The organism is Ruegeria intermedia, from assembly GCF_900129345.1.
Taxonomy (GTDB): Bacteria; Pseudomonadota; Alphaproteobacteria; order Rhodobacterales; family Rhodobacteraceae; genus Ruegeria; species Ruegeria intermedia.
In genome coordinates this window covers 215,238-235,384 of record NZ_FQVK01000002.1, presented here as the reverse complement: position 1 = coordinate 235,384, position 20,147 = coordinate 215,238, and the positions used below count along the sequence as shown (strand labels likewise).

Below are 20,147 nucleotides of genomic sequence, written 5' to 3'. Positions count from 1 at the left end.
CAAAGCCGTCGGATGATAGACACCGCCCCAATGATCCCCGAAGAACGTCTTGAACAGATCACCCAGCGATTCCAGTACCTCGAAGCGGCCATGTCCGATGGCGCCTCGGGCGGCGATATCGCGGCTTTGGCCAAGGAATATTCCGACCTCAAGCCGGTGGTCGAACAGATCGCAGCCTGGCGCCAGCTGCGGGCCGATCTGGCCGAGGCCGAGGCGATGCTGGACGACCCCGACATGAAAGAGCTGGCCGAGGAGGAGATCCCGCTGCTCAAGGCGCGCATCCCCGAGGTGGAGCACGCGCTGCAACTGGCGCTGCTGCCCAAGGACGCGGCCGATGCGCGGCCGGCGATGCTGGAGATCCGCCCCGGCACCGGCGGCGACGAGGCGGCGCTTTTCGCGGGCGACCTGCTGCGGATGTATCAGCGCTATGCCGAAGCGCGTGGCTGGCAGTTCGAGATCATCGAAGAACAGCAGACCGAACTGGGCGGCATCAAGGAAGTGGTGGCCCATATCAAGGGCGACAACGTCTTTGCGCGGCTGAAATACGAATCCGGCGTGCACCGCGTGCAGCGGGTGCCCGAGACCGAGAGCGGCGGGCGCATCCACACCTCGGCGGCGACGGTGGCGGTTCTGCCCGAGGCCGAGGACGTGGACATCCAGATCGACCCGAATGACATTCGCATCGACACGATGCGCAGTTCGGGCGCGGGGGGGCAGCATGTGAACACCACCGACTCGGCGGTACGGATCACCCACCTGCCGACAGGGATCGTGGTGACCAGTTCCGAGAAATCACAGCACCGCAACCGCGAGATCGCGATGCAGGTGCTCAAGACGCGTCTCTATGACCTCGAACGTCAGCGGATCGACAGCGAACGCTCGGCCGACCGGGCCAGCCAGGTGGGGTCGGGCGACCGATCCGAGCGCATCCGTACCTATAATTTCCCGCAGGGCCGGATGACCGATCACCGGATCAACCTGACGCTCTACAAGCTCGACCAGATCATGCAGGGCGATCTGGAGGAGGTGATCGACGCGCTGACCGCCGATGATCAGGCGCGGCTGTTGGCGGAGATGGCGCAATGATCGCGGCGCTGACAGCGGCTCAGGCCATGGTGGCCGCCACCGCACGCCTACGGGCCGCAGGTGTGGACGACCCGGCGCGAGACGCGCGGGTTCTGCTGGCCCATGCCGCCCGGATCGAGGCCAGCCGCGTGACCCTGATCGCGCCCGAAGAGCTCTCGCCCGAGATCGCTGAACGGTATGAGCAACTGGTGTCGCTGCGCGCGATCCGGGTGCCGGTATCCCATCTGCTGGGCGAGCGGGAATTCTACGGCCGACGCTTCCGCGTCAGCCGCGACGTGCTGGACCCGCGCCCGGAAACCGAAGCGCTGATCGAAGCCGCCCTGAGCCAGCCGTTCGACCGCGTGCTGGACCTGGGCGTCGGCTCGGGCTGCATCCTGATCACCCTGCTGGCAGAACGCACCAGCGCAACCGGGCTGGGCGTCGATCTGAGCGAGGCCGCCTGCCTGCAGGCCAGCGCGAACGCGGTGGCCCAGGGGGTGCAGGATCGGGCGGAAATCCAGCGCTCGGACTGGTTTGAGAACATTGGTGGGTATTTCGACCTGATCGTTTCCAATCCGCCCTATATCGCGCTGGATGAGATGGATGGCCTGTCGCCCGAAGTGCGCGAGCACGAGCCGCGCCTGGCTTTGACGGATGAAGCGGACGGGTTGGACGCCTATCGCCGGATTGCCGCAGGAGCCCCTGATCATCTGATGCCAGGTGGGCGGATTCTGGTGGAAATCGGCCCGACCCAGGCGCAGGCAGTGAGCGCCCTGTTCGACGCGGCGGGGCTGGTGAATATCCGTGTGGTTCCTGATCTGGACGGGCGGGACCGGGTGGTGGGCGCAAGAATGCCGGGTTAGCCGCGGATTCTGAGGCCGATTTACGCCGGTCGGGGTAAAAAACCCGGCATTTGGTGCATTAACCCCTTGTCTGCGCCGTCAGGACATGCTTACTCAGAGTAGTCAGCGCGGTTGACGCCCCTTCGGCGCGCCCCTGACGCCAAGCCCAAAAAAGTCGACATCCCGTGACGGCACAGGCCACAGAGCAGCGCAGAATACGGGTGGATCGACAGTGCAAGACAAGGCTGACGTACAGTAAGATGAGATCCTCCAAATCCCGTTCGCGGGCGAAGAACAACCGCAATCGTCCCTCTGGTGGCAACGTCGTTAACCGGGTTTTCGACAGTTCGGGGCCCGAGGGCAAGGTGCGCGGCACGCCGCAGCAGATCATTGACAAGTACAACCAGCTGGCACGCGATGCACAGCTGGCCAATGACCGCGTGGCTGCCGAAAACTTTCAACAACATGCCGAGCACTATCTGCGCATGCTGAGCGAAGCGCAGCGCGAGATCGAAGCGCGTCGCGAAGAGCAGGAGCGGCAGAACCGCGAGCGTCAGGCCGAGCGCGATCGGGAACGGGCTGAGCGACAGGAGCGCGAAGCTGCGCGTCGGGCGGATCCGGCCGAAGCGCCGCAGCCGGATGTGTTGGATTTGGGCAGCGACGCGGATACGCCTGAATCCGGGCTGGTCGAAACCCCAGAGAGCAAGGGCGGTACGGCCGACGTGTCCGAGCCGAAGGAAAAGCCCGCGCGCCGTCCGCGCAGCCGCAAGCCCAAGGCGGCGCCGGCCGATGCCGCGCAGCCTTCACAGGGCGGCGATACGCCCGAGGCGGCTGAATAGGCCGGTTGGATCTGCACCGATGAACAGGCCCCGGGCATCTGCGCCGGGGCTTTTTCATTTGTCAGGCTGTCAGGTTTTCTGCAGTTCCCGTGCCAGCGCACAGAAGGCCTCGAGCGAGACCTGCTCGGCGCGTTCGGTGGGTTTGATGCCGGCGGCTGTCAGACGGTCTTCGATATCGGGGGCCAACCCCTTGAGCGCCGCGCGCAGCATCTTTCGGCGCTGATTGAACGCAGCGGCCACGACGCGGGACAGGGTGTCGGCATCCGCCGGAAAGCGGGGTTCGGGCCGGGCGGTCAGGTGGACCACGGCGCTGCTGACTTTGGGCGGCGGCGTGAACGCTCCGGGGGGCAGGGACATGGCGATGCGCGCCTCGGCCCGCCATTGGGCCAGTATCGCCAGTCGGCCATAGGCCTTCGAGCCGGGCTGCGCCACGATGCGTTCGGCCACCTCGCGCTGGAACATCAGGGTCAGGCTTTGCCAGAAGGGTGGCCATTCCGGCGGGGTCAGCCAGCGCACCAGCAGTTCCGTGCCCACATTGTAGGGCAGATTGGCCGCCACGCGGATGGGCGGGGTCAGATGTTCAAGCGGATCGATTTCGAGAGCGTCGCCATTGATGACCTCGAGCCGCCCCGGATAGGCGGCGGCGATTTCCTGAAGCGCGGCGATGCAGCGGGTGTCTTTTTCCACCGCCACCACCTTGCGCGCACCTTCGGCCAGCAAACCGCGGGTCAGGCCTCCGGGGCCGGGGCCGATCTCCAGCACGTCGCATTGGCTCAGGTCGCCGGCCTGCCGTGCGATCTTGGCCGTCAGGTTGAGATCGAGCAGGAAGTTCTGGCCCAGCGACTTGCGCGCCGAGAGCTGGTGCTTGGCGATGACCTTGCGCAGCGGGGGGAGGGTGTCGATTGCGCTCATGATCCGGTTACCGTGGCGCAGGGTGCAGGCGGTGCGCCAGAGATTTTTTGCCTCCGGCGGGGATATTTGGGGCCAGATGAAGGATCAAGTGTTTTGTGCCATGCGTTGGGCGAGTTTCAGTGCCTCGATCAGGCTGGTGGGGTTGGCGATGCCCTGTCCGGCGATGTCGAGCGCGGTGCCATGGTCGGGCGAGGTGCGGATGAAGGGCAGGCCCAGAGTCACGTTCACGCCGCGGTCGAAATCGAGCGTCTTGATCGGGATCAGCGCCTGATCGTGATACATGGCGATGGCGGCATCGTAACGGGCGCGCGCGGCGGCGTGGAACATCGTGTCGGCCGGGTGCGGGCCAGTGACGCTGTAGCCGTCGAGGGCGAGATCGGCCAGCAAGGGCGCGATCCAGTCCAGTTCCTCGCGGCCCATCTTGCCGCCTTCTCCGGCATGGGGGTTGAGCCCGGCCACCGCGATGCGAGGATGCGGGATGCCGAATTGGCGGCGCAGACCGTCGGCTGTGATCGCGATCGTGTCGCGCAGCAGGTCGGGCGTGAGCCGCGAGGACACTTGCGACAGTGGGATGTGGATCGTGGCTGGTACCACGCGGAGTTGCTCGCTGGCCAGCATCATCACCACGCGGGAGCGGCCCGCCAGCGCCGCCAGAAACTCGGTATGGCCCGGATAGGCGAAATCGGCGCCGTCGATCAGGGCTTTTTTGTGGATCGGTGCCGTGCAGAGCGCCGAGGCCGCGCCCGATTGCACCAGCGACACGCCGGTTTCGATGGCGTCGATCACCGAGGGCGCATTGGCCGGATCGGGGTGGCCGGGCAGGTTCGGGGCTGGAAAGGTCAGCGGCAGCACCGGCAGCGCCTCTGCGCAGATGTCAGCCACCTGGGCGGGGTCTGCGATTTCGGTGATGGGTATGTCGTCGGGCAGGTGGCCGGGATCGCCGATGTAGAAGAAGGGGCAGTTGTGGCGCAACGCGGCCCAGGCCTTGGCGGCGATTTCGGGACCGATGCCCGAGGGTTCGCCGCAGCTGAGCGCGATGGGCGCGGTCATTGTTCGATGATCGTGGCGTCGGCGCGCAGTTGTTCCAGAAGGCTGTCGGCAAAGGCTTGCAGCCGCTGTTGGGTCAGCGCATTGGCCACGTCCTGGCGCGAGGTGTCTTCGCCCAGGTCGCGGGTGCGACCGCACAGCATCAGGAACACCAGCGTCTGGCCATTGTTGCGGGTCAGCGTGGTGGACGCTTCGTTCGGGTCGAGCTTGGCGAGTTCGACCGCGTAATCGCGCGGAACCTCCGACGGGCTGGCCTCGACCCGGTCGAGCACTTCGGGGGGCTGGCCCTTGGCGATGCCGTACAGGTCGTCGCAGGTGTCCACGGTTTCCTTGAGCTCGGCCGCGCGCCTTTGGGTTTCGGGGCTGAGGCCGCCAGAAAGGTAATAAGCGGCGTAGTCGATTTTGGAGTACCGCGGCGCGCCGGTTGCGACCTCGCGCAGGCCGCGCAACTGGAACAGGGCGACGGCGTTCGGCAGCGTCAGCGGGGGTGTCACTTCTCCGGTTTTGAGGCCCAGGATCACGGGCTGCAGGACCGGCGGAAGATTGGAGATATTCAGCCAGTCGAGGCGCCCGCCGTTCTCGCGCGTGGGGGCGGCCGAGTATTGCGTGGCCGCGGCCGAGAAGGCGTCGACGGTCTTGACCTGGGCGATCTCCTCAGCCAGCGCTTCGGCCTGGGCAAGGGTCTGGGGAGTGACGGGAATGATGATTTCCGACAGCAGGACCTGAAGCCCGCCGCCGCCGGCCTGGCCCATGGCGCGGTTGATCTCGTCGGGCGTGGGCCGGGCCTGCGAGATGAAGCGCGAACTGACATAGTCGCGCCAGGCCAGTTGATTGCCGACATAGTCCCGCACGGTTTCGGGGTCGACGCCCGAGTCGGCCAGCGCCTTCAGGAACTGGTCGGGCGCCAACTGGCCGCGGGCGGCGAATTCGTCGATCGCCAGCTGGATGTCCTCGGGCGTGGGCTGAATGCCGGCTTCGCGCATGGCCTGCTTGCGCAGCCGCTCGTCGATCAGGGCCTTGCGGACCTCGGGCTCGGAACTGCCGGGAATGCCCAGCAGTTCGAGAAACCGTTGGCGTTGTTCCAACTCGTACCAGGTGATGATGTCCTGGTTGACCCGGATGGCGGGGGCGAACAGGCTTTGGGCCGGGGCCTGATGCGGCAGCGCCGCGATCAGGGCCGCAGCCAGCAGGGGCGCCGCCGATTTCAGAAAACCGGAACGAAGAAAGGTGGATATACCTGGAATCAACTGCATTGTCTCTTGTACTTTTTGCCCCCGCCTTCAACGGCGTATCCTGTCAGTGCAACGGTAAAGCCGAATTCCGTCGTGGGCTCAATACTTGATGTCGATGTATATCGCCGGCTGACGGACATGTTTACCTGCACGCACTCGTTTTCGTAGGTCACGCCGAGGCCCAGCCGCAGCGGTTCCGATCCCGCCAGATCATAGCGGGCCAATGCGTCGGTGCGCCAGTTCTCGTCGATGCGGTGACGCCCCGTCAACCTGATCTCGGAGATCTCCTCGTCGAGGTCTTCTGCCGGATCAGGTTCCTGCCAGATGTAGCTGCCGGACAGCGCCGAGGTTTCGTTGCTCCATGCGCCCCGGATTTCAGCTTTGGTAAAGCTGAAATCGCCATCGAGCAGGCCGCGCGCCGACAGGGTCAGGCCTTTGACGGTCTTGATCTGGCCGGCCAGAAGCAGGTCGGACGAGGTGCCCTGAAGACCTGATGTAAGGGTGAAACCGGGATTGGCATCGGTGCGGAACACCTGGCCGATCGTGGCCAGCGCCTGCCAGCCACCCGGCGCGGAGCGGGCCCAGTTCAGGCCGAATACCGCGGTGGTTCCGTCCTCGCGCCGGTCTGCGGCCGGAAAGCGCGACAGCGACAGCAGGTTGCCCTGATCGAATTCCTGAAACGTGCTTTCGTCATCGGGTACATCGGTGTCCGAAACATGTGTCCAGCCGATCTGGGCGATGGGCTCCAGGAACTGCGTGGCGCCCGAAGCCTCGTGCCGGGTCATGGGATAGCGCAGGGTCAGCGCCGCGCGTGGGGTCGAGCGGGTGATCTGATCAGGGTAGGCGCTGTCGTCCCGGATGTCGAACGTGTCCACCGATGCGCCCAGTTCCAGATCCGCGCGCAGACCGGTCGTGAAGGTCCAGCTGCGCAGCCACTCGGCATCGAAGGTGGCGCGCGCCACGTCACGCCCGGAAATGTCGGCGTCGCTGGTGCGGGTATGGGTATGCGCCAGAAATCCCAGCCGGATCTCGCCGCCCACCGCACCGGGGAAATAGCGCTTTTCGAAGTAAAGGTCGAACACGCGCGAGGGGATTTCGTCCTGATCCTCGCTGTCGCGCAGGGTCTTGTAGTGGATGAAGCTTGTGCGGAAGGCCGTATCACGCTTGATTCGTTCGAGCGCGATTTCGCTGCGCAACCGGTCATAGTCGGGCAGGCCATAGTCGACCAGATACGCGTCGTCCGATGCGGTCTGGATGTCGAAGGTCAGCCGGAAATCGTTCTTGAGGGTGAACCACCCGTTGGCGAAGAAATAGCCGCGATCCTGATCGGTCTGCACGTCGTCGCGCGTGTAGGCGCCTTCGAACTGCAGCCGGCCGTTCTTGAACGCCTGACGGTACCGATAGCCCAGGGTCGTGGTCTTGGATGACAGATAGGGAGTCAGGGTCAGGTCGCGGTGATCGCCGAGCTTGAAGAAATACGGGACCTGAACCCCGGTGCCCAGCTGCGACGTCGTCCGAATGGACGGAACCAGGAATCCGGTCGCGCGGTCCAGTGTCGGGTCGGGCAGGCGCAACGTCGGAAAGTAGAATACCGGGACGTCAAGCACGCGGAACTGCGCGCCCTCGAAATACAGTTGCCGTTCGATCTGGTCATGCACCACTTTGCGGGCGCGGATCTGCCACAGCGGTGGCCGGCCATCGGTGCAGACATGGCACGAGGTGGCGGAAACCTTGCTGAACTGGGTATAACGGCCACTGGCGCGGGTGGCCTGAACCGACGCGATCTGCACCTGCTGGTCAAAGACCATGCGCGCGCCGGTCAGCAACCCGTTCCGCAGCCCGTCATCCAGTTCCGCCGAGTCGGCCAGCACCGTGGCCCGGCCGCCCTGGTCGATGCGGATCGGGCCCTCCAGCGTCAGGCTGCCGGTCTCGCGGTCATAGGTTATGCGCCGTGCGGTCAGCCGGACGTCGCCCTGGAAGGCCTCGACATTGCCTTCGGCGACCAGCTTGCCATCGGCGGTGATGAATACCTTGTCGGCCACCAGCAGGGCGGGCGGGTCCTGCTGCTGCCGCGTGGCGGGGTAGGGCTGGCTGGACTGCGCCGCGGCGACCCATGGGCAACCCGCGGCCAGTACGGCCGTCAGCAGAAAGGGGGCGAACCGGCGCATCAGCCATCCTCCGCATGCAAAAGCAGGCCAAGCGACAGCAGAATGGCGGCAAAGGGCGGCGCCCAGGCCGCGAGATAGATCGGCAATTGTCCGTTCTCTCCGAGGATCTGCGCGAAGTTGCGGATGAAGTAGATGGCGAAGCCCAGCAGAATGGCGCTGAGAACCGCGATGCCCGTGCCGCCGAACCGGACATGGCGCATGGTAAACGCCGCCCCGACCAGAACCATCGAGACCAGAAACAGCGGACGCGCCAGCTGGACATGCATCCAGACCTCGTAGTGCTTGGTCGAAAAGCCGGCCTCGCGCAGGTCGCGGATAAGTTGCGGCAGGTCATAGACCGAAACGGAATCCCGCTGCCCCAGCGTGTCGAGGATGCGCTCGCGGGTCAGGGTGGTCGGCAGTCTGAGCGCGCGGTGTTCGGTCGCGAGGGCTTCGGGGTTTTCGCCGGCCGCCAGTGACCACTCCTTGGCGTCGCGCAGCACCCAGTTTCCGTCCTCCAGGATCGCGCGCCCTGCGACGATCTGGCGATTCGGAATGCCATCGGCGTCGAAGGTGATGATCGTCACGTCGTGCAATTTCAGCGTTTCGCCGTTTTCGGTTGCGGACGCGTGGATGACCGACTGGCCGGCGGCCGATCCCTGGCGCAGCCAAAGGCCGTCGCGGCCTATCGAAAGGGTCGAGCGGCCGCCGTTCTTGTAGAGGTCTGACATGTTGCGGTATTTTTCCGACGTGGCCGCCGCGATCGGATTCAGGAAGGCCACGGCCAGGCAGCCGATCACCAGCGCCACCATCGCCGGTGCCGCCAGCGCGCGGATGCCCGACCGACCGATGGCGCGGGTCACCACCAGTTCGGAACTGCGCGCCAGTCCGACGAACAGCGCGATGGTGGACAGGATCATCAGCAGGGGCAGCATTTCCGAGATCGCCGCCGGCGTGTTCAGCAGCGTCAGTTGCAGCAACTGGCCGAAGGACAGATTGGCGTCGCCAAACCGCCGGAGCTGTTCGATCAGGTCGATCAGGAACATCAGGGTCAGGAAGATGGCGCCGATGACCAGAAAGCTCTGAAGAAACCGCCGCGCTAAGTACCGGTCGAGAATCACGCCCGCACCTCCGACCCGGCCGCTTTGGCGGATTCGCCCGTGCCTGTCTGTTCCTGCGACGGCCTGTGCCTGCCGTTTGGTGCCAAATCGTCCCCCCGGACCTGCCGTTCGTTTTCGGGCGACCTTAATGCAATTGGATGGCGGGGAAAACTGCTATCTGGTCAATGCCGCGCCTGCGGGCTAGGTCTGGGGGCAGAGTCTTTCAGGAGCAAGAAATGAGCAGTCTGGTACCGATCCGCTTCCAATCCCAAGATCTGGACCTGATGGCGCAGGCCGAGGGGCGCGTGGCCATCATCATCCCCGACGACGGCAAGTTGAACCCCGCTGCGCGCCGGGCCAACCGGCTGACCCGCGGGGCCATTGCCCGGCTGGTTGAGAGCGCGCGGTTCGGCAAGGCCAAGACGGGCGAGGTGATCTCGTTGGCCTGGCCCTGCGGCATGGCGGCCGAGGCGCTGGACGTGCTGGTCCTGCCGCGCCGCCCCGATGCGGCCGAGGCGCGCAAGGGCGGGGCCGCGCTGGCCAAGCTGGCCGCGGGCAAGGATCTGCTGGTGATGGCGGGCAACCAGGTGCGGGTCGAGGATCTGGCCATGGGCATCGCTTTGCGCAGCTATGCGTTCGATGCGCACAAGACCAAGGCCGACGCGGATAACGCGCAGGGCGCCGTGACCATCTGCCATGTCAAACCCGACGAGGCCGAGGCCGCGTTCGCGCCCCTGTATGCGGTGGCCGATGGCGTGCGCATGACCCGCGACCTGACCAATGAGCCGGCCAACGTGCTGACCACCACCGAATTTGCCGACCGTCTGAAAGAGATGCAAGAGCTGGGCCTTGAGGTCGAGGTGCTGGACGAGGACGATCTGACCAAGCTGGGCATGCGCACCCTGCTGAGCGTTGGGCAGGGGTCGCACAGCCCGTCCAAGGTGGTGGTGATGCAATGGAACGGCGGCGACGCCGATGACGCGCCTCTGGCGCTGGTGGGCAAGGGGGTCGTGTTCGACACCGGCGGGATTTCCCTGAAGCCCGCGGCCGGGATGGAGGACATGACCATGGACATGGGCGGCGCCGGGGTCGTGGCCGGCACCATGCGCGCGCTGGCCAGGCGCAAGGCCAGGGCCAATGTCGTGGGCCTGGTCGGGCTGGTCGAGAACATGCCCTCGGGCAATGCCATCCGCCCCGGCGACGTGGTCAAGTCGATGAAGGGCGACACGGTCGAGATCATCAACACCGATGCCGAAGGCCGCTTGGTGCTGTGCGACGTGATGTGGTACGCGCAGGAGCGGTTCAAACCGGTGGGCATGATCGATCTGGCCACCCTGACCGGCGCAATCATCATCGGTCTGGGGCATGAAAACGCGGGCGTGTTTTCCAACAACGACACCTTCTGCGATGCGTTCCTCAAGGCGGCTCGGGCCGAGGACGAAGGCGCGTGGCGGATGCCGCTGGGCGAGGCTTATGACAAGCAGCTGGAATCGCGCATCGCCGACATCAAAAACGTGGGCGGCCGGCCCGCGGGGTCGATCACTGCGGCGCAGTTCCTGCAGCGTTTCGTCAAGGAAGGCACGCCCTGGATCCATCTGGACATCGCCGGTGTTGCCTCGGTGGCCAAGGAAACCGCCTATGCGCCCAAAGGCGCGACCGGCTGGGGCGTGCGGGCGCTGAGCCGCTTCGTGCAGGACAATTTCGAGTAGGCCGATGGGCGCCGTCTATTTCTACCACCTGACCCGTCACCCGCTGGAGCACACCTTGCCGGTGCTGCTGGACAAGGCGCGACAGGCCGGGTGGCGGATTGCCGTGCGGGGCACCGACCCCGCGCGGATGGACTGGTTGGACGAAAGACTGTGGCTGGGCCCCGAGGAATCGTTTCTGCCGCATGGGCGCGCGGGCGGGCCGCATGACGCGCGGCAGCCGATCCTGCTGACCACCGGACCCGAGGCCGCCAATGACCCGGCCTGTCTGATGGCGGTGGACGGGGCCGAGGTGGCCGCCGACGAGGTGACCGCGCTGCAGCGGGTCTGCATCCTGTTCGACGGGAACGATCCGCAGGCGCTGGATCATGCGCGGGGGCAGTGGAAGGTGTTGACCGGGGCGGGCTGCGCCGCCCAGTACTGGTCCGAGGAATCGGGCCGGTGGGAGAAAAAGGCCGAGTCCGGGTGAGGCGGCCACGGGCGGTGGGACCGCCCGCGAGGACAGGAGAGACTGAAATGAAGATGAAGCCTTTGGGCCGCACGGGGATCGAGGTATCGGACCTGTGCCTGGGCACGATGACTTTCGGCACCCAGACCGCCGAGTCCGACGCGCATCGGCAGATGGACACGGCGCTGGCGGCGGGGATCAATTTCGTCGATACCGCCGAAATGTACCCGGTGAACCCGATCTCGAAAGAGACGGTGGGGCGAACCGAGGAGATCCTGGGCAACTGGAATGCCACCCATCCGGCGCGGCGGGCCGAATATGTCCTGGCGACCAAGCATTCGGGTGCGGGTTTTGCCGGCGCGCGCGATGGCGCGCCGATCTCGGCCGAGACCATTCCGGGCGCCGTCGAGGGGTCTCTGCGGCGTCTGCGGACCGACTATATCGACCTGTACCAATTCCACTGGCCCAACCGCGGCAGTTACATGTTCCGGCAGAATTGGGATTACGACCCGTCAGGCGGCGACAGGCAGGCGGTTCTGGACAACATGCGCGAATGCCTCGAGGCGCTGCAGCTGCAGGTGGACAAGGGCAATATCCGCGCCTTCGGACTGTCGAACGAAAGCGCCTGGGGCACCGCCCAGTGGCTGCGCCTGTCCGACGAGATGGGTGCGCCGCGGGTGGCCTCGGTCCAGAACGAATATTCCTTGCTGTGCCGCCTGTACGACACCGACATGGCCGAGCTGAGCGCCTATGAGGATGTGGGGTTGCTGGCCTTCTCGCCGCTGGCCGCCGGATTTCTGACCGGCAAGTATCAGGGCGGGGCGGTGCCCGAGGGATCGCGCATGTCGATCGTGCCGCAGATGGGCGGGCGCAAGGGCGACCGGGTGTTCGATGCGGTCGCGGCCTATCTGGAGATTGCCGCGAAACACGGGTTGGACCCGGTGCACATGGCGCTGGCCTGGTGCCAGGCGCGGCCGTTCATGACCTCGGTCATCTTCGGCGCGACCACGCAGGCGCAGTTGGAGCGGATCCTGGAAGGGCGGGATGTCGTGCTGTCGGATGAGGTCTTGGCCGAGATCAACGCGGCCCATCGCGCGCACCCGATGCCGTATTGAGGGATGGGGGCGCTGCCCCCGTCGCCCTTGGCGACTCCCCCGGGATATTTTTGGCCAGATGAAGTGTGCGCCCGTCAGTGATGGGTGGGCTGGGTGCGGTTCTGTCTGAGGTCGCGGGCGGACTGCCCGTGCGCGGTTCGGAAGGCGCGGGCAAAGCTGGATTGTGACGTGAACCCCGTGGCTTGCGCCACGTCCATCAGCGGCATGTCGGTGTCGGTGACCAGACGGCGGGCCTCGGCCAGGCGCAGTTGCAGATAGTGGTCCTGCGGCGTGGTGTTGAGGCGCAGGCGGAATTGCTGCTGCAGGGTGCGCGGGCTGGTTCCCAAGGCCTTTGCGATCTCGGCCAGGGGCAGCGGATCGTCCAGCGCGGCCTGCATGATCGCGTTGGCGCGGGCGGTCAGGGCGCTGTGGCGGTGTGGCGCGCCGGTGCGGCTTTGCGGTTTGCCGGGTTCGGGGGCGCCTTCGTAGAGGAACAGGCCTGAGACACGGGCCGCGAAGCCGGCGCCGTGGCGTGCCGCTATGATGTGCAGCATCATCTCGACCGCGGGGATCGCACCGCCTGAGGTCAGGCGGTTGCCGGATACGGTGTACCGGTCGGGGCGCACGTCGACTTCGGGGAAACGGGTGGCGAAGGTCTCGAGATCTTCCCAGTGGGTGGTGGCGGCGTGACCGTCAAGAAGCCCCGCTTCGGCCAGCAGCCAGGGGCCTCCGTCGATTCCCGCCATCGTGGCACCGGTATTGGCGATGCGGCGCAGCCCGGCCAGAAGGCTGGGGGTGGCGTGGCGCACCAGGTTGAACCCCGCGATCACGATCATCAGGTCGCAGTGGTCGAGACGCGCCAGCGGGATGCCCGGCACTTGCAGCGCGCTGGTCAGCATCGCCGGCTCGGGCGTGGCGGTCACGTAGTCCCAGTCGAAGGCCGGGCGGTCGGCCAGCCGGTTGGCGGCGCGCATCGGGTCCACCGCCGAGGCGAAGCTGAGCGTGTTGCACTCGTCCAGCACCAGAACGGCGGTTTTCAGCGCGCGGTGCTCGGGCTGGAGGATGTTTTTTGCGGATTTCATCAAGTCTGATTCGCATTCTGGCAAGTTGTCCAGCCAAGGCTGCGCCAGAGTCGGGGCCAGACGCAAATCGGAATCCGGGGAGAAGCCTGGGGAAAACCCATGGCGAAGCCGGGTATAACCTGGGGATAACACCATGCCTTTGGAATTGAACCGCGAAGTCTTCATCACTTGTGCCGTGACCGGCTCGGGCGGGACGCAGGATCGCAGCCCACATGTGCCGCGTTCACCCAAGCAGATCGCCGACAGCGCAATCGCGGCGGCCAAGGCCGGGGCGGCGGTGGTGCATTGCCATGTGCGCGACCCTGAAACCGGCGCGCCCAGCCGCCGTCTGGACCTGTATCGCGAGGTGACGGACCGCATCCGCGACGCCGAGGTGGACGTGGTTCTGAACCTGACCGCCGGCATGGGGGGCGACATCGTGTTCGGCGGGGTCGAAGCCCCGTTTCCCGTGGCCGAGGGGACCGACATGATCGGTGCCTCGGAACGCGTTGCCCATGTGGCCGAATGTCTGCCGGAAATCTGCACGCTGGATTGCGGCACCATGAACTTTGCCGAGGCCGACTATGTGATGACCAACACGCCCGGTGCGTTGCGTGCGATGGGGCGGATGATGACCGATCTGGGCGTGAAGCCCGAGATCGAGGCCTTTGACACCGGTCATCTGTGGTTTGCCAAGCAACTGGTGAAAGAGGGCGTTCTGGCCCCGAATGCGCTGGTGCAACTGTGCATGGGCGTGCCGTGGGGCGCGCCGGATGATCTGAACACCTTCATGGCGATGGTGAACAACGTGCCCGACGACTGGCCCTTCAGCGCGTTCTCGCTGGGGCGGCATCAGATGGCCTATGTGGCGGCCTCGGTTTTGGCCGGCGGCAACGTGCGCGTGGGGCTCGAGGACAACCTGTGGCTGGACAAGGGGGTACTGGCCGAAAACTGGCAACTGGTCGAGCGCGCCGGAACGATCATCGAGAACATGGGCGCGCGGGTGATCGGCCCGGCCGAGGTGCGCGAGAAGTTGGGATTGGTCAAACGGGCGCCTGTGGCGTCCTGACGGCAGGGCGACCCTCGCAAAATCTGTCGAACAACGATGGCCCCCGGTGCGGCGCGGACGTTCGGGGCGAAGGAGAGAAGATGAAGACGGCAGCGATCATCGGTGGCGGCGTGATCGGCGGCGGATGGGCCGCGCGGTTTCTGCTGAATGGCTGGGACGTGCGGGTGTTCGACCCGGACCCCGAGGCCGAGCGAAAGATCGGCGAGGTCCTGGACAACGCGCGGCGGTCGCTGCCCGGGCTAAGCGATGTGCCCCTGCCGCCCGAAGGCGCGTTGAGCTTTCATGCCGACATGGCCGACGCGGTGCAGGGGGCAACGTGGATACAGGAGAGCGTGCCCGAGCGGCTGGATCTGAAGCTGACGGTTTACAAGGGGTTGCAGGAGGCCTGTGATCCGGGGGCGATCATCGGGTCGTCGACCAGCGGGTTCAAACCCTCCGAACTGCAGGAAGGTGCGCTGCGGCCCGAACAGATCGTGGTGACGCACCCGTTCAACCCAGTCTACCTTCTGCCGCTGGTCGAGCTGGTGCCTTCGGCCGCCAATCCGCCCGAACTGGTCGCGCAGGCCAAGGATGTGTTGCGCTCGGTCGGTTTTTTCCCGCTGCAGGTCCGCATGGAGATCGACGCGCATATCGCCGACCGGTTCCTCGAGGCCGTCTGGCGCGAGGCGCTGTGGCTGGTCAAGGACGGCGTAGCCACGACCGAGGAAGTGGACGAGGCAATCCGCATGGGCTTTGGCATCCGCTGGGCGCAGATGGGCCTGTTCGAGACCTATCGCGTGGCCGGGGGCGAGGCTGGGATGCGGCATTTCATGGCCCAGTTCGGCCCGGCGCTGAAATGGCCCTGGACCAAGCTGATGGATGTGCCCGAGTTCACCGACGATTTGGTCGACATGATCGCCGAGCAGTCGGACGCGCAGTCGGGGATGCACTCGATCCGCGAGTTGGAGCGGATTCGCGACAACAATCTGGTGGGCATGATGCGGGCCTTGAAGGCGCGCAACTGGGGCGCGGGGGCGGTGCTGAACCAGCATGACGCGCTGCTGAAGCCGGGTGCCCTGCCGACGCTGGATCAGGCGGATCTGAGCCAGCCGATCCTGACGCTGGCCCGCGCGGTGCCGCTGGACTGGACCGACTACAACGGCCACATGAACGAGGCGCGGTATCTCGAGGCCTTTGCCGCAGCGACCGACCGTTTCATGGAGATCATCGGCTGCGATGCCGACTACATCGCGTCGGGCGGCAGCTATTTCACGGCTGAAAATCACATCCGGTATCTGGACGAGGCCCATGCAGGGGCGAAAATCGAGGTGCGCACGCAGATGCTGTTGGGGCAGGGCAAGAAGCTGCACCTGTTCCACAGCATGTACAAGGGCGACAGACTGCTGGCCACGGGTGAGAGCTTTCTGCTGCATGTCAGCCTTGAAACCCGTCGGCCCTGTGCGCCGTCGCCGCAGATCGAAGCCGCGATGTCTCGCATCGCCGAAGCGCAGGCCGGGTTGCCCTATCCCGAGGGCGCAGGGGCGGCCATCCGCAAACCGGCATGACGGGGCGGGTTCTGATCACCGCCGGGGCCTCGGGCGTGGGGCGCGCGATGGCCGAGGCATTCGACGCCGCCGGCGCGCAGGTCTGGGTGGCGGATGTGGACGCCGAGGCGTCACGGGCCTGCCCGGATCACTGGGGGCGATCGCAGGTCGATGTATCTGATGAGGCCGCCGTCGCAGCCCTGTTCGACGAGATCACGGCGCAGTGGGCCGGTTTGGATGTTCTGTGCGCAAATGCGGGTGTCGCAGGGCCGACCGCATTGGTCGAAGATGTGGCGCTAAGCGATTGGCAGAAATGTATTTCCGTCAATCTGGATGGGGCGTTTCTGTGCGCGAAATACGCGGCCCCGATGCTCAAACGGCAGGGGCGCGGCGTGGTGTTGATCACATCCTCGACCGCCGGGCAATACGGCTATCCCAACCGTGCGCCCTATGCGGCGGCGAAGTGGGCGGTGATCGGGCTGGGCAAGACCCTGGCGATGGAGCTGGGGCCGCACGGCGTGCGCTGCAACGTCATCTGCCCCGGCGCGGTGGAGGGCCCGCGGATGGAGGGCGTGCTGCAACGAGAAGCGGCCGCCAAGGGCATGACCCGCGACCAGGTCTATCGGGGCTATGCGGCGGGTACTTCGATGGGCCGCTTCGTCGAAGCGCATGACATTGCCGCCATGGCGGTGTTCCTGGCCTCGGATGCGGCGCGGCTGGTGTCGGGGCAGGTCATCGCCGTCGATGGGCACACCGTGAACCCCGACCCAAAGCTTTAGCCTTGGTTGGGGCCGCGCATCTGGCGGATCGAGGCGCGAACGGCCTGCCAGTTCTGTGCCTCTTCCACGTTTCCGGCGGCTTCGAATTCGCGGGCTTTCTGGGCAGCTTCCGCCTCGGCCTTGTCGCCATGCGCCGAGTAGAGCGCGCGCGCGTATTGAGCAGTTTTGAGAGCGTCCATTCCTGATATCCTCCTTTGGGTCGGATCGTTCGGATTTTCGCGCACCTCAATATAGGCGATCGGTCGGGAAATTGCACCCGTGGACTGGCGTCACCCTGCCGAAATGGCCGCGCGCAGTTGGCGCAGGTGGGTCGGAAAATGCCGGGCGGTCAGATCAGCTTCGCGGACCAAGCTATCGAAATGGCGCGTAAAAACCTCGATCCGGTCCCGATCGCGAAAGGCCATGTAATGGCTGCCGGCATAGAACACGCAGAGCAGCGGACCAAAGATGGTGACCGGCGCGGAATAGAGCCGCTTGGCATCGAACAGGTAGATGCGCATGCGCGGATACAGCTGTTCGCACAGCTCCAGCATGTGGTCGATCTGGTCCAGCCGCACCTGCAGGGGCAGCCCGTCATAATAGCCAGTGCCATGGGCAAAGCTGTGAATCTCGTACAGCGGCATGGCGATTTCGTAGTCAGACTGGGCGCCGCGCATCCAGGTCAGTCGGTCCTCGGAGGCGCCGATGGCCTGGTCGGCGGTTCGGCCCAGATGCGGCGCGTATTCCCATTCCAGCACGGCGCGGGTTTTCAGCATGTCGGGCAGCGTGGCCGGAACATAGCGGATTTTGTAGCCCGCGGCCTGCTGGTGCCATTCAAAGATGCGTTCGTCGACCAGCGCGCGGGGGGCCTCGGTCATGGTCAGCGAACTGGCCAGCAGCTCGGCCGCGCTCTCGGGTCGGTCCGAGAGGCTGAGCAGCCAATCCGCCGACACCCCCAGAGCCGAGGCGCAGCTGCCCACCACATGGGCATTGGGCAGGCGTGCGCCCGTATCGGTCAGCAACTGGGACACGGTCGAGCGATCGACCCCGATGGTGCGCGCCAGTGCGCTTTGGCTCATCTTCCGCTGGTCCATCGCGCGGGCCAGGCGCAGGCGGAACTGCGCGGCGCGGTCTCGTTTGTCGAAATTTTCCTGCATGTGATGATAAATATCACGGTCGCTGAGATTTGTTAATCATATTCGGAATTCTCGACAAGGCCGGCGGCAGGTAACGCTTGTTTGAAAAGCAAAAAAGACTGGGGACCGGAATGGAAACGCGGCGAAGATCTGTCGTGAAGGCAATCATTTGGAATGCGATGGGCCTTGCGGTCATGACCGTTGTGGGGCTGATCGCCACCGGCTCGGCCGCCGTCGGAGGCGTATTGGCGGTGGTGAACACGGCCATCGGGCTGACGCTCTACGTGATTTACGAACGCATCTGGGCCGGAATTTCCTGGGGGCGGCATGGCTGAGGCGACCACCCCCAAATCCCCCGAATGGCCGACCTTTGCCCTGATCGTAGCCTGCTATGCCCTTTGGCTGATTGCGATTTTCGGCGTTGCGGCGTGGTCGCTGTGGCTGGCGGTGCCGATGATGGGTGTCGTCGCGGCGCTGCATTCTTCGCTGACGCATGAAGCGCTGCACGGCCACCCGTTCCGCGCTAAGTGGCTGAACGAAGCGCTGATGGCGCTGCCGCTGACCCTGTTCATCCCCTACAACCGCTTCCGCGATCTGCATCTGGCGCACCATCAGGATGCCAACCTGACCGACCCCTATGACGATCCGGAGTCCAACTATCTGGACCCGGCGGTCTGGGTCAGGCTGCCGCGGTGGCAGCGGTGGGTCTATCAGGCGAACAACACGCTGTTGGGGCGCATGGTGTTGGGTCCGATCATCGGCCAGCTGGCCTTTCTGCGCGACGACTGGCGCGGCGCAGTGCGTGGGGAACGTGACATTTGGCTGGCCTGGGCCTTGCATCTGCCGGGCGTGGCGGTGGTTCTGTGGATCGTGGCGCAATCAGCGATGCCGGTCTGGGCCTTTTTCCCTTCGGCTTATCTGGGACTGGCGCTGGTCAAGATCCGCACCTTTCTGGAACACCGCGCGCATGAAAAGTCGCGCGCCCGCACGGTGATCGTCGAAGACCGCGGACCGCTTGCGTTTCTGTTTCTGAACAACAACCTGCACGTCGTTCATCACATGAACCCGGCGGCGCCATGGTATCGGTTGCCCGCGCTCTACCGCCGTGGGAAAGAACGCTATTTGGCGTGCAACGAGGCCTATGTCTATCGCTCGTACGGGCAGGTCTTCCGGCAGTATTTCTGGCGCGCCAAGGATCCGGTGGCGCATCCGCTCTGGCCAAAACCCTGATTTGACGACAGAAGGGAAGCCATGAGTTTGTGGATTCCCGTGACCTTGGCCGCCGCCACCTTTCAGACGGTGCGCTTCATGCTGCAGAAATCGCTGAGCAGCGTGAAGCTGTCGGCGACCGGCGCGACCTTTGCGCGCTTTGCCTACTCGGTGCCTCTGGTTTTGTTGGGGTTGGTGGGGGCGATGCGTCTCAGCGGTCTGCCGCTGCCGACGCTGCCGCCTCTGTTCTGGCTCTATGCTGCCATCGGTGGGCTGTCCCAGATCCTTGCCACGATCTGCGTCGTGGCGCTGTTCAAGCAGCGCAACTTTGCCGTCGGCATCACCTTCAAGAAAACCGAGGTGATCCAGACCGCAATCGTCGGCTTCGTCGTGCTGGGCGACCGGGTTTCAACCGGTGCGTTCGCGGCCATCCTGCTGGGGCTGCTGGCGGTCCTGCTGTTGTCGAAGACGCCGGGCGGCAGTGGGGCGTGGTGGCGTCACCTGACCAACCGCGCCTCGCAACTGGGGCTGGGATCGGGCGTCTTGTTCGCCTTTTCCGCGGTCAGTTACCGTGGCGCGTCACTGCAACTGGGCGATGGCGAGGCCTGGTTCCGGGCGCTGGTGACGCTGGCGGTCGTGGTCTCGATCCAGTTCCTGTCGATGGCGCTGTGGCTGGTTTGGCGTGACCGGGCCGAGCTGCGCGCGGTGTGGGACACGCGGCGCACCGGTATCTTCGTCGGGCTGACCAGTCTGGGCGGGTCGTTCTGCTGGTTCTGGGCCTTCAGCCTGCAGAACGCGGCCTACGTCAAGGCGCTGGGGCAGGTTGAGCTGATTTTCAGCCTCATGGCCTCGGTCCTGGTCTTCCGCGAGACGGTGACACGGCGCGAGATTGCGGGGATGGTCCTGCTGGGGCTGTCGATCCTGATCCTTGTCGCCGCGATCTAAGACGCAAAAAAGGC

General features: G+C 65.5%; 20 protein-coding genes. 12 read left to right on the top strand and 8 right to left on the bottom strand.

Going from position 1 to position 20,147, the window contains the following annotated elements; genetic code table 11:
* Nucleotides 1–30: 30 nt before the first annotated feature.
* The 3 genes from prfA (at nt 31) to F3H26_RS02765 (ending at nt 2,746) form a co-directional block, all read left to right on the top strand.
* A complete protein-coding gene (gene prfA, locus F3H26_RS02775) occupies nt 31–1,086 on the top strand; it encodes a peptide chain release factor 1 (protein ID WP_149774549.1) in 1,056 nt (351 codons plus the stop codon).
* The gene (prmC, locus tag F3H26_RS02770) at nt 1,083–1,928 is read left to right on the top strand and encodes a peptide chain release factor N(5)-glutamine methyltransferase (protein WP_149774548.1); all 846 of its coding nucleotides are present in this window, start codon (nt 1,083–1,085) and stop codon (nt 1,926–1,928) included. The genes prfA and prmC overlap by 4 nt, the downstream gene beginning before the upstream one ends.
* Nucleotides 1,929–2,167: 239 nt before the next feature.
* Nucleotides 2,168–2,746, top strand: a complete 579-nt coding sequence (locus F3H26_RS02765) for a DUF4167 domain-containing protein (RefSeq protein WP_149774576.1) — start codon at nt 2,168–2,170, stop codon at nt 2,744–2,746.
* A 69-nt stretch (nt 2,747–2,815) separates the two neighbouring features.
* Here F3H26_RS02765 and rsmA read toward each other — a convergent pair whose 3' ends face one another.
* From rsmA to lptG, 5 genes are all read right to left on the bottom strand, one after another.
* Nucleotides 2,816–3,658, bottom strand: coding sequence for a 16S rRNA (adenine(1518)-N(6)/adenine(1519)-N(6))-dimethyltransferase RsmA (rsmA, locus tag F3H26_RS02760; RefSeq protein WP_149774547.1), 843 nt, complete (start codon nt 3,656–3,658; stop codon nt 2,816–2,818).
* Between the two features lie 84 nt (nt 3,659–3,742).
* Nucleotides 3,743–4,708, bottom strand: coding sequence for a 4-hydroxythreonine-4-phosphate dehydrogenase PdxA (gene pdxA, locus F3H26_RS02755; RefSeq protein ID WP_149774546.1), 966 nt, complete (start codon nt 4,706–4,708; stop codon nt 3,743–3,745).
* Complete coding sequence (locus F3H26_RS02750; protein WP_149774545.1) at nt 4,705–5,958, bottom strand: peptidylprolyl isomerase; 1,254 nt, start codon at nt 5,956–5,958, stop codon at nt 4,705–4,707. Before F3H26_RS02750 ends, pdxA begins: the two co-directional genes overlap by 4 nt.
* A complete protein-coding gene (locus tag F3H26_RS02745; protein WP_149774544.1) occupies nt 5,949–8,105 on the bottom strand; it encodes an LPS-assembly protein LptD in 2,157 nt (718 codons plus the stop codon). The genes F3H26_RS02750 and F3H26_RS02745 overlap by 10 nt, the downstream gene beginning before the upstream one ends.
* Nucleotides 8,105–9,205, bottom strand: coding sequence for an LPS export ABC transporter permease LptG (gene lptG / locus F3H26_RS02740; RefSeq protein WP_149774543.1), 1,101 nt, complete (start codon nt 9,203–9,205; stop codon nt 8,105–8,107). Before lptG ends, F3H26_RS02745 begins: the two co-directional genes overlap by 1 nt.
* A gap of 215 nt (nt 9,206–9,420) precedes the next feature.
* Here lptG and F3H26_RS02735 point away from each other — a divergent pair, with 215 nt between their 5' ends.
* The 3 genes from F3H26_RS02735 to F3H26_RS02725 are packed head-to-tail and all read left to right on the top strand — an operon-like array spanning nt 9,421 to nt 12,453.
* Nucleotides 9,421–10,893 carry a leucyl aminopeptidase gene (locus tag F3H26_RS02735; protein WP_149774542.1) on the top strand — a complete coding sequence of 491 codons (1,473 nt, stop codon included), beginning with the start codon at nt 9,421–9,423 and terminating at the stop codon, nt 10,891–10,893.
* A 4-nt stretch (nt 10,894–10,897) separates the two neighbouring features.
* On the top strand, nt 10,898–11,359 hold the full coding sequence (locus F3H26_RS02730) for a DNA polymerase III subunit chi (protein ID WP_149774541.1): 462 nt from the start codon (nt 10,898–10,900) through the stop codon (nt 11,357–11,359).
* Nucleotides 11,360–11,406: 47 nt separating this feature from the next.
* The gene (locus F3H26_RS02725; RefSeq protein WP_149774540.1) at nt 11,407–12,453 is read left to right on the top strand and encodes an aldo/keto reductase; all 1,047 of its coding nucleotides are present in this window, start codon (nt 11,407–11,409) and stop codon (nt 12,451–12,453) included.
* 74 nt (nt 12,454–12,527) lie between these two features.
* Here the strand turns inward: F3H26_RS02725 and F3H26_RS02720 are convergent, their stop codons facing one another.
* Nucleotides 12,528–13,514 (bottom strand): GlxA family transcriptional regulator, encoded by a 987-nt coding sequence (locus F3H26_RS02720; RefSeq protein ID WP_149774539.1) that lies wholly within the window; start codon nt 13,512–13,514, stop codon nt 12,528–12,530.
* 133 nt (nt 13,515–13,647) lie between these two features.
* Between F3H26_RS02720 and F3H26_RS02715 the strand changes: the two genes are divergently transcribed.
* From F3H26_RS02715 to F3H26_RS02705, 3 genes are all read left to right on the top strand, one after another.
* A complete protein-coding gene (locus F3H26_RS02715; RefSeq protein ID WP_149774538.1) occupies nt 13,648–14,562 on the top strand; it encodes a BKACE family enzyme in 915 nt (304 codons plus the stop codon).
* A gap of 80 nt (nt 14,563–14,642) precedes the next feature.
* Nucleotides 14,643–16,106 (top strand): carnitine 3-dehydrogenase, encoded by a 1,464-nt coding sequence (locus F3H26_RS02710; protein ID WP_149774537.1) that lies wholly within the window; start codon nt 14,643–14,645, stop codon nt 16,104–16,106.
* The gene (locus F3H26_RS02705) at nt 16,103–16,864 is read left to right on the top strand and encodes an SDR family oxidoreductase (protein ID WP_149774536.1); all 762 of its coding nucleotides are present in this window, start codon (nt 16,103–16,105) and stop codon (nt 16,862–16,864) included. The genes F3H26_RS02710 and F3H26_RS02705 overlap by 4 nt, the downstream gene beginning before the upstream one ends.
* On the opposite strand, the gene F3H26_RS02700 is transcribed toward F3H26_RS02705, so the two are convergent.
* Both F3H26_RS02700 and F3H26_RS02695 read right to left on the bottom strand, forming a co-directional pair.
* Complete coding sequence (locus F3H26_RS02700) at nt 16,861–17,043, bottom strand: hypothetical protein (RefSeq protein ID WP_093962276.1); 183 nt, start codon at nt 17,041–17,043, stop codon at nt 16,861–16,863. The genes F3H26_RS02705 and F3H26_RS02700 overlap by 4 nt on opposite strands.
* A 90-nt stretch (nt 17,044–17,133) precedes the next feature.
* A complete protein-coding gene (locus F3H26_RS02695) occupies nt 17,134–18,000 on the bottom strand; it encodes a helix-turn-helix domain-containing protein (protein ID WP_149774535.1) in 867 nt (288 codons plus the stop codon).
* Nucleotides 18,001–18,110: 110 nt separating this feature from the next.
* On the opposite strand from F3H26_RS02695, the gene F3H26_RS02690 reads away from it, so the two are divergent.
* The 3 genes from F3H26_RS02690 to F3H26_RS02680 are packed head-to-tail and all read left to right on the top strand — an operon-like array spanning nt 18,111 to nt 20,133.
* Nucleotides 18,111–18,314, top strand: a complete 204-nt coding sequence (locus tag F3H26_RS02690; RefSeq protein WP_149774534.1) for a DUF2061 domain-containing protein — start codon at nt 18,111–18,113, stop codon at nt 18,312–18,314.
* Nucleotides 18,307–19,209 carry a fatty acid desaturase gene (locus F3H26_RS02685; RefSeq protein ID WP_149774533.1) on the top strand — a complete coding sequence of 301 codons (903 nt, stop codon included), beginning with the start codon at nt 18,307–18,309 and terminating at the stop codon, nt 19,207–19,209. Before F3H26_RS02690 ends, F3H26_RS02685 begins: the two co-directional genes overlap by 8 nt.
* Before the next feature lie 21 nt (nt 19,210–19,230).
* A complete protein-coding gene (locus F3H26_RS02680) occupies nt 19,231–20,133 on the top strand; it encodes a DMT family transporter (protein WP_149774532.1) in 903 nt (300 codons plus the stop codon).
* Nucleotides 20,134–20,147: the final 14 nt, after the last annotated feature.

Bases quoted from the DNA above. Each gene is read 5' to 3' on its own strand.
- F3H26_RS02725 (WP_149774540.1), top strand. From the start codon at position 11,407: ATGAAGATGAAGCCTTTGGGCCGCACGGGGATCGAGGTATCGGACCTG.
- F3H26_RS02735 (WP_149774542.1), top strand. From the start codon at position 9,421: ATGAGCAGTCTGGTACCGATCCGCTTCCAATCCCAAGATCTGGACCTG.
- F3H26_RS02750 (WP_149774545.1), bottom strand. From the start codon at position 5,958: ATGCAGTTGATTCCAGGTATATCCACCTTTCTTCGTTCCGGTTTTCTG.
- F3H26_RS02695 (WP_149774535.1), bottom strand. From the start codon at position 18,000: ATGCAGGAAAATTTCGACAAACGAGACCGCGCCGCGCAGTTCCGCCTG.
- F3H26_RS02715 (WP_149774538.1), top strand. From the start codon at position 13,648: ATGCCTTTGGAATTGAACCGCGAAGTCTTCATCACTTGTGCCGTGACC.
- prmC (WP_149774548.1), top strand. From the start codon at position 1,083: ATGATCGCGGCGCTGACAGCGGCTCAGGCCATGGTGGCCGCCACCGCA.
- pdxA (WP_149774546.1), bottom strand. From the start codon at position 4,708: ATGACCGCGCCCATCGCGCTCAGCTGCGGCGAACCCTCGGGCATCGGT.
- F3H26_RS02710 (WP_149774537.1), top strand. From the start codon at position 14,643: ATGAAGACGGCAGCGATCATCGGTGGCGGCGTGATCGGCGGCGGATGG.
- F3H26_RS02720 (WP_149774539.1), bottom strand. From the start codon at position 13,514: ATGAAATCCGCAAAAAACATCCTCCAGCCCGAGCACCGCGCGCTGAAA.
- F3H26_RS02685 (WP_149774533.1), top strand. From the start codon at position 18,307: ATGGCTGAGGCGACCACCCCCAAATCCCCCGAATGGCCGACCTTTGCC.
- F3H26_RS02730 (WP_149774541.1), top strand. From the start codon at position 10,898: ATGGGCGCCGTCTATTTCTACCACCTGACCCGTCACCCGCTGGAGCAC.
- prfA (WP_149774549.1), top strand. From the start codon at position 31: ATGATCCCCGAAGAACGTCTTGAACAGATCACCCAGCGATTCCAGTAC.
- F3H26_RS02690 (WP_149774534.1), top strand. From the start codon at position 18,111: ATGGAAACGCGGCGAAGATCTGTCGTGAAGGCAATCATTTGGAATGCG.
- F3H26_RS02745 (WP_149774544.1), bottom strand. From the start codon at position 8,105: ATGCGCCGGTTCGCCCCCTTTCTGCTGACGGCCGTACTGGCCGCGGGT.
- F3H26_RS02705 (WP_149774536.1), top strand. From the start codon at position 16,103: ATGACGGGGCGGGTTCTGATCACCGCCGGGGCCTCGGGCGTGGGGCGC.
- rsmA (WP_149774547.1), bottom strand. From the start codon at position 3,658: ATGAGCGCAATCGACACCCTCCCCCCGCTGCGCAAGGTCATCGCCAAG.
- F3H26_RS02700 (WP_093962276.1), bottom strand. From the start codon at position 17,043: ATGGACGCTCTCAAAACTGCTCAATACGCGCGCGCGCTCTACTCGGCG.
- F3H26_RS02765 (WP_149774576.1), top strand. From the start codon at position 2,168: ATGAGATCCTCCAAATCCCGTTCGCGGGCGAAGAACAACCGCAATCGT.
- F3H26_RS02680 (WP_149774532.1), top strand. From the start codon at position 19,231: ATGAGTTTGTGGATTCCCGTGACCTTGGCCGCCGCCACCTTTCAGACG.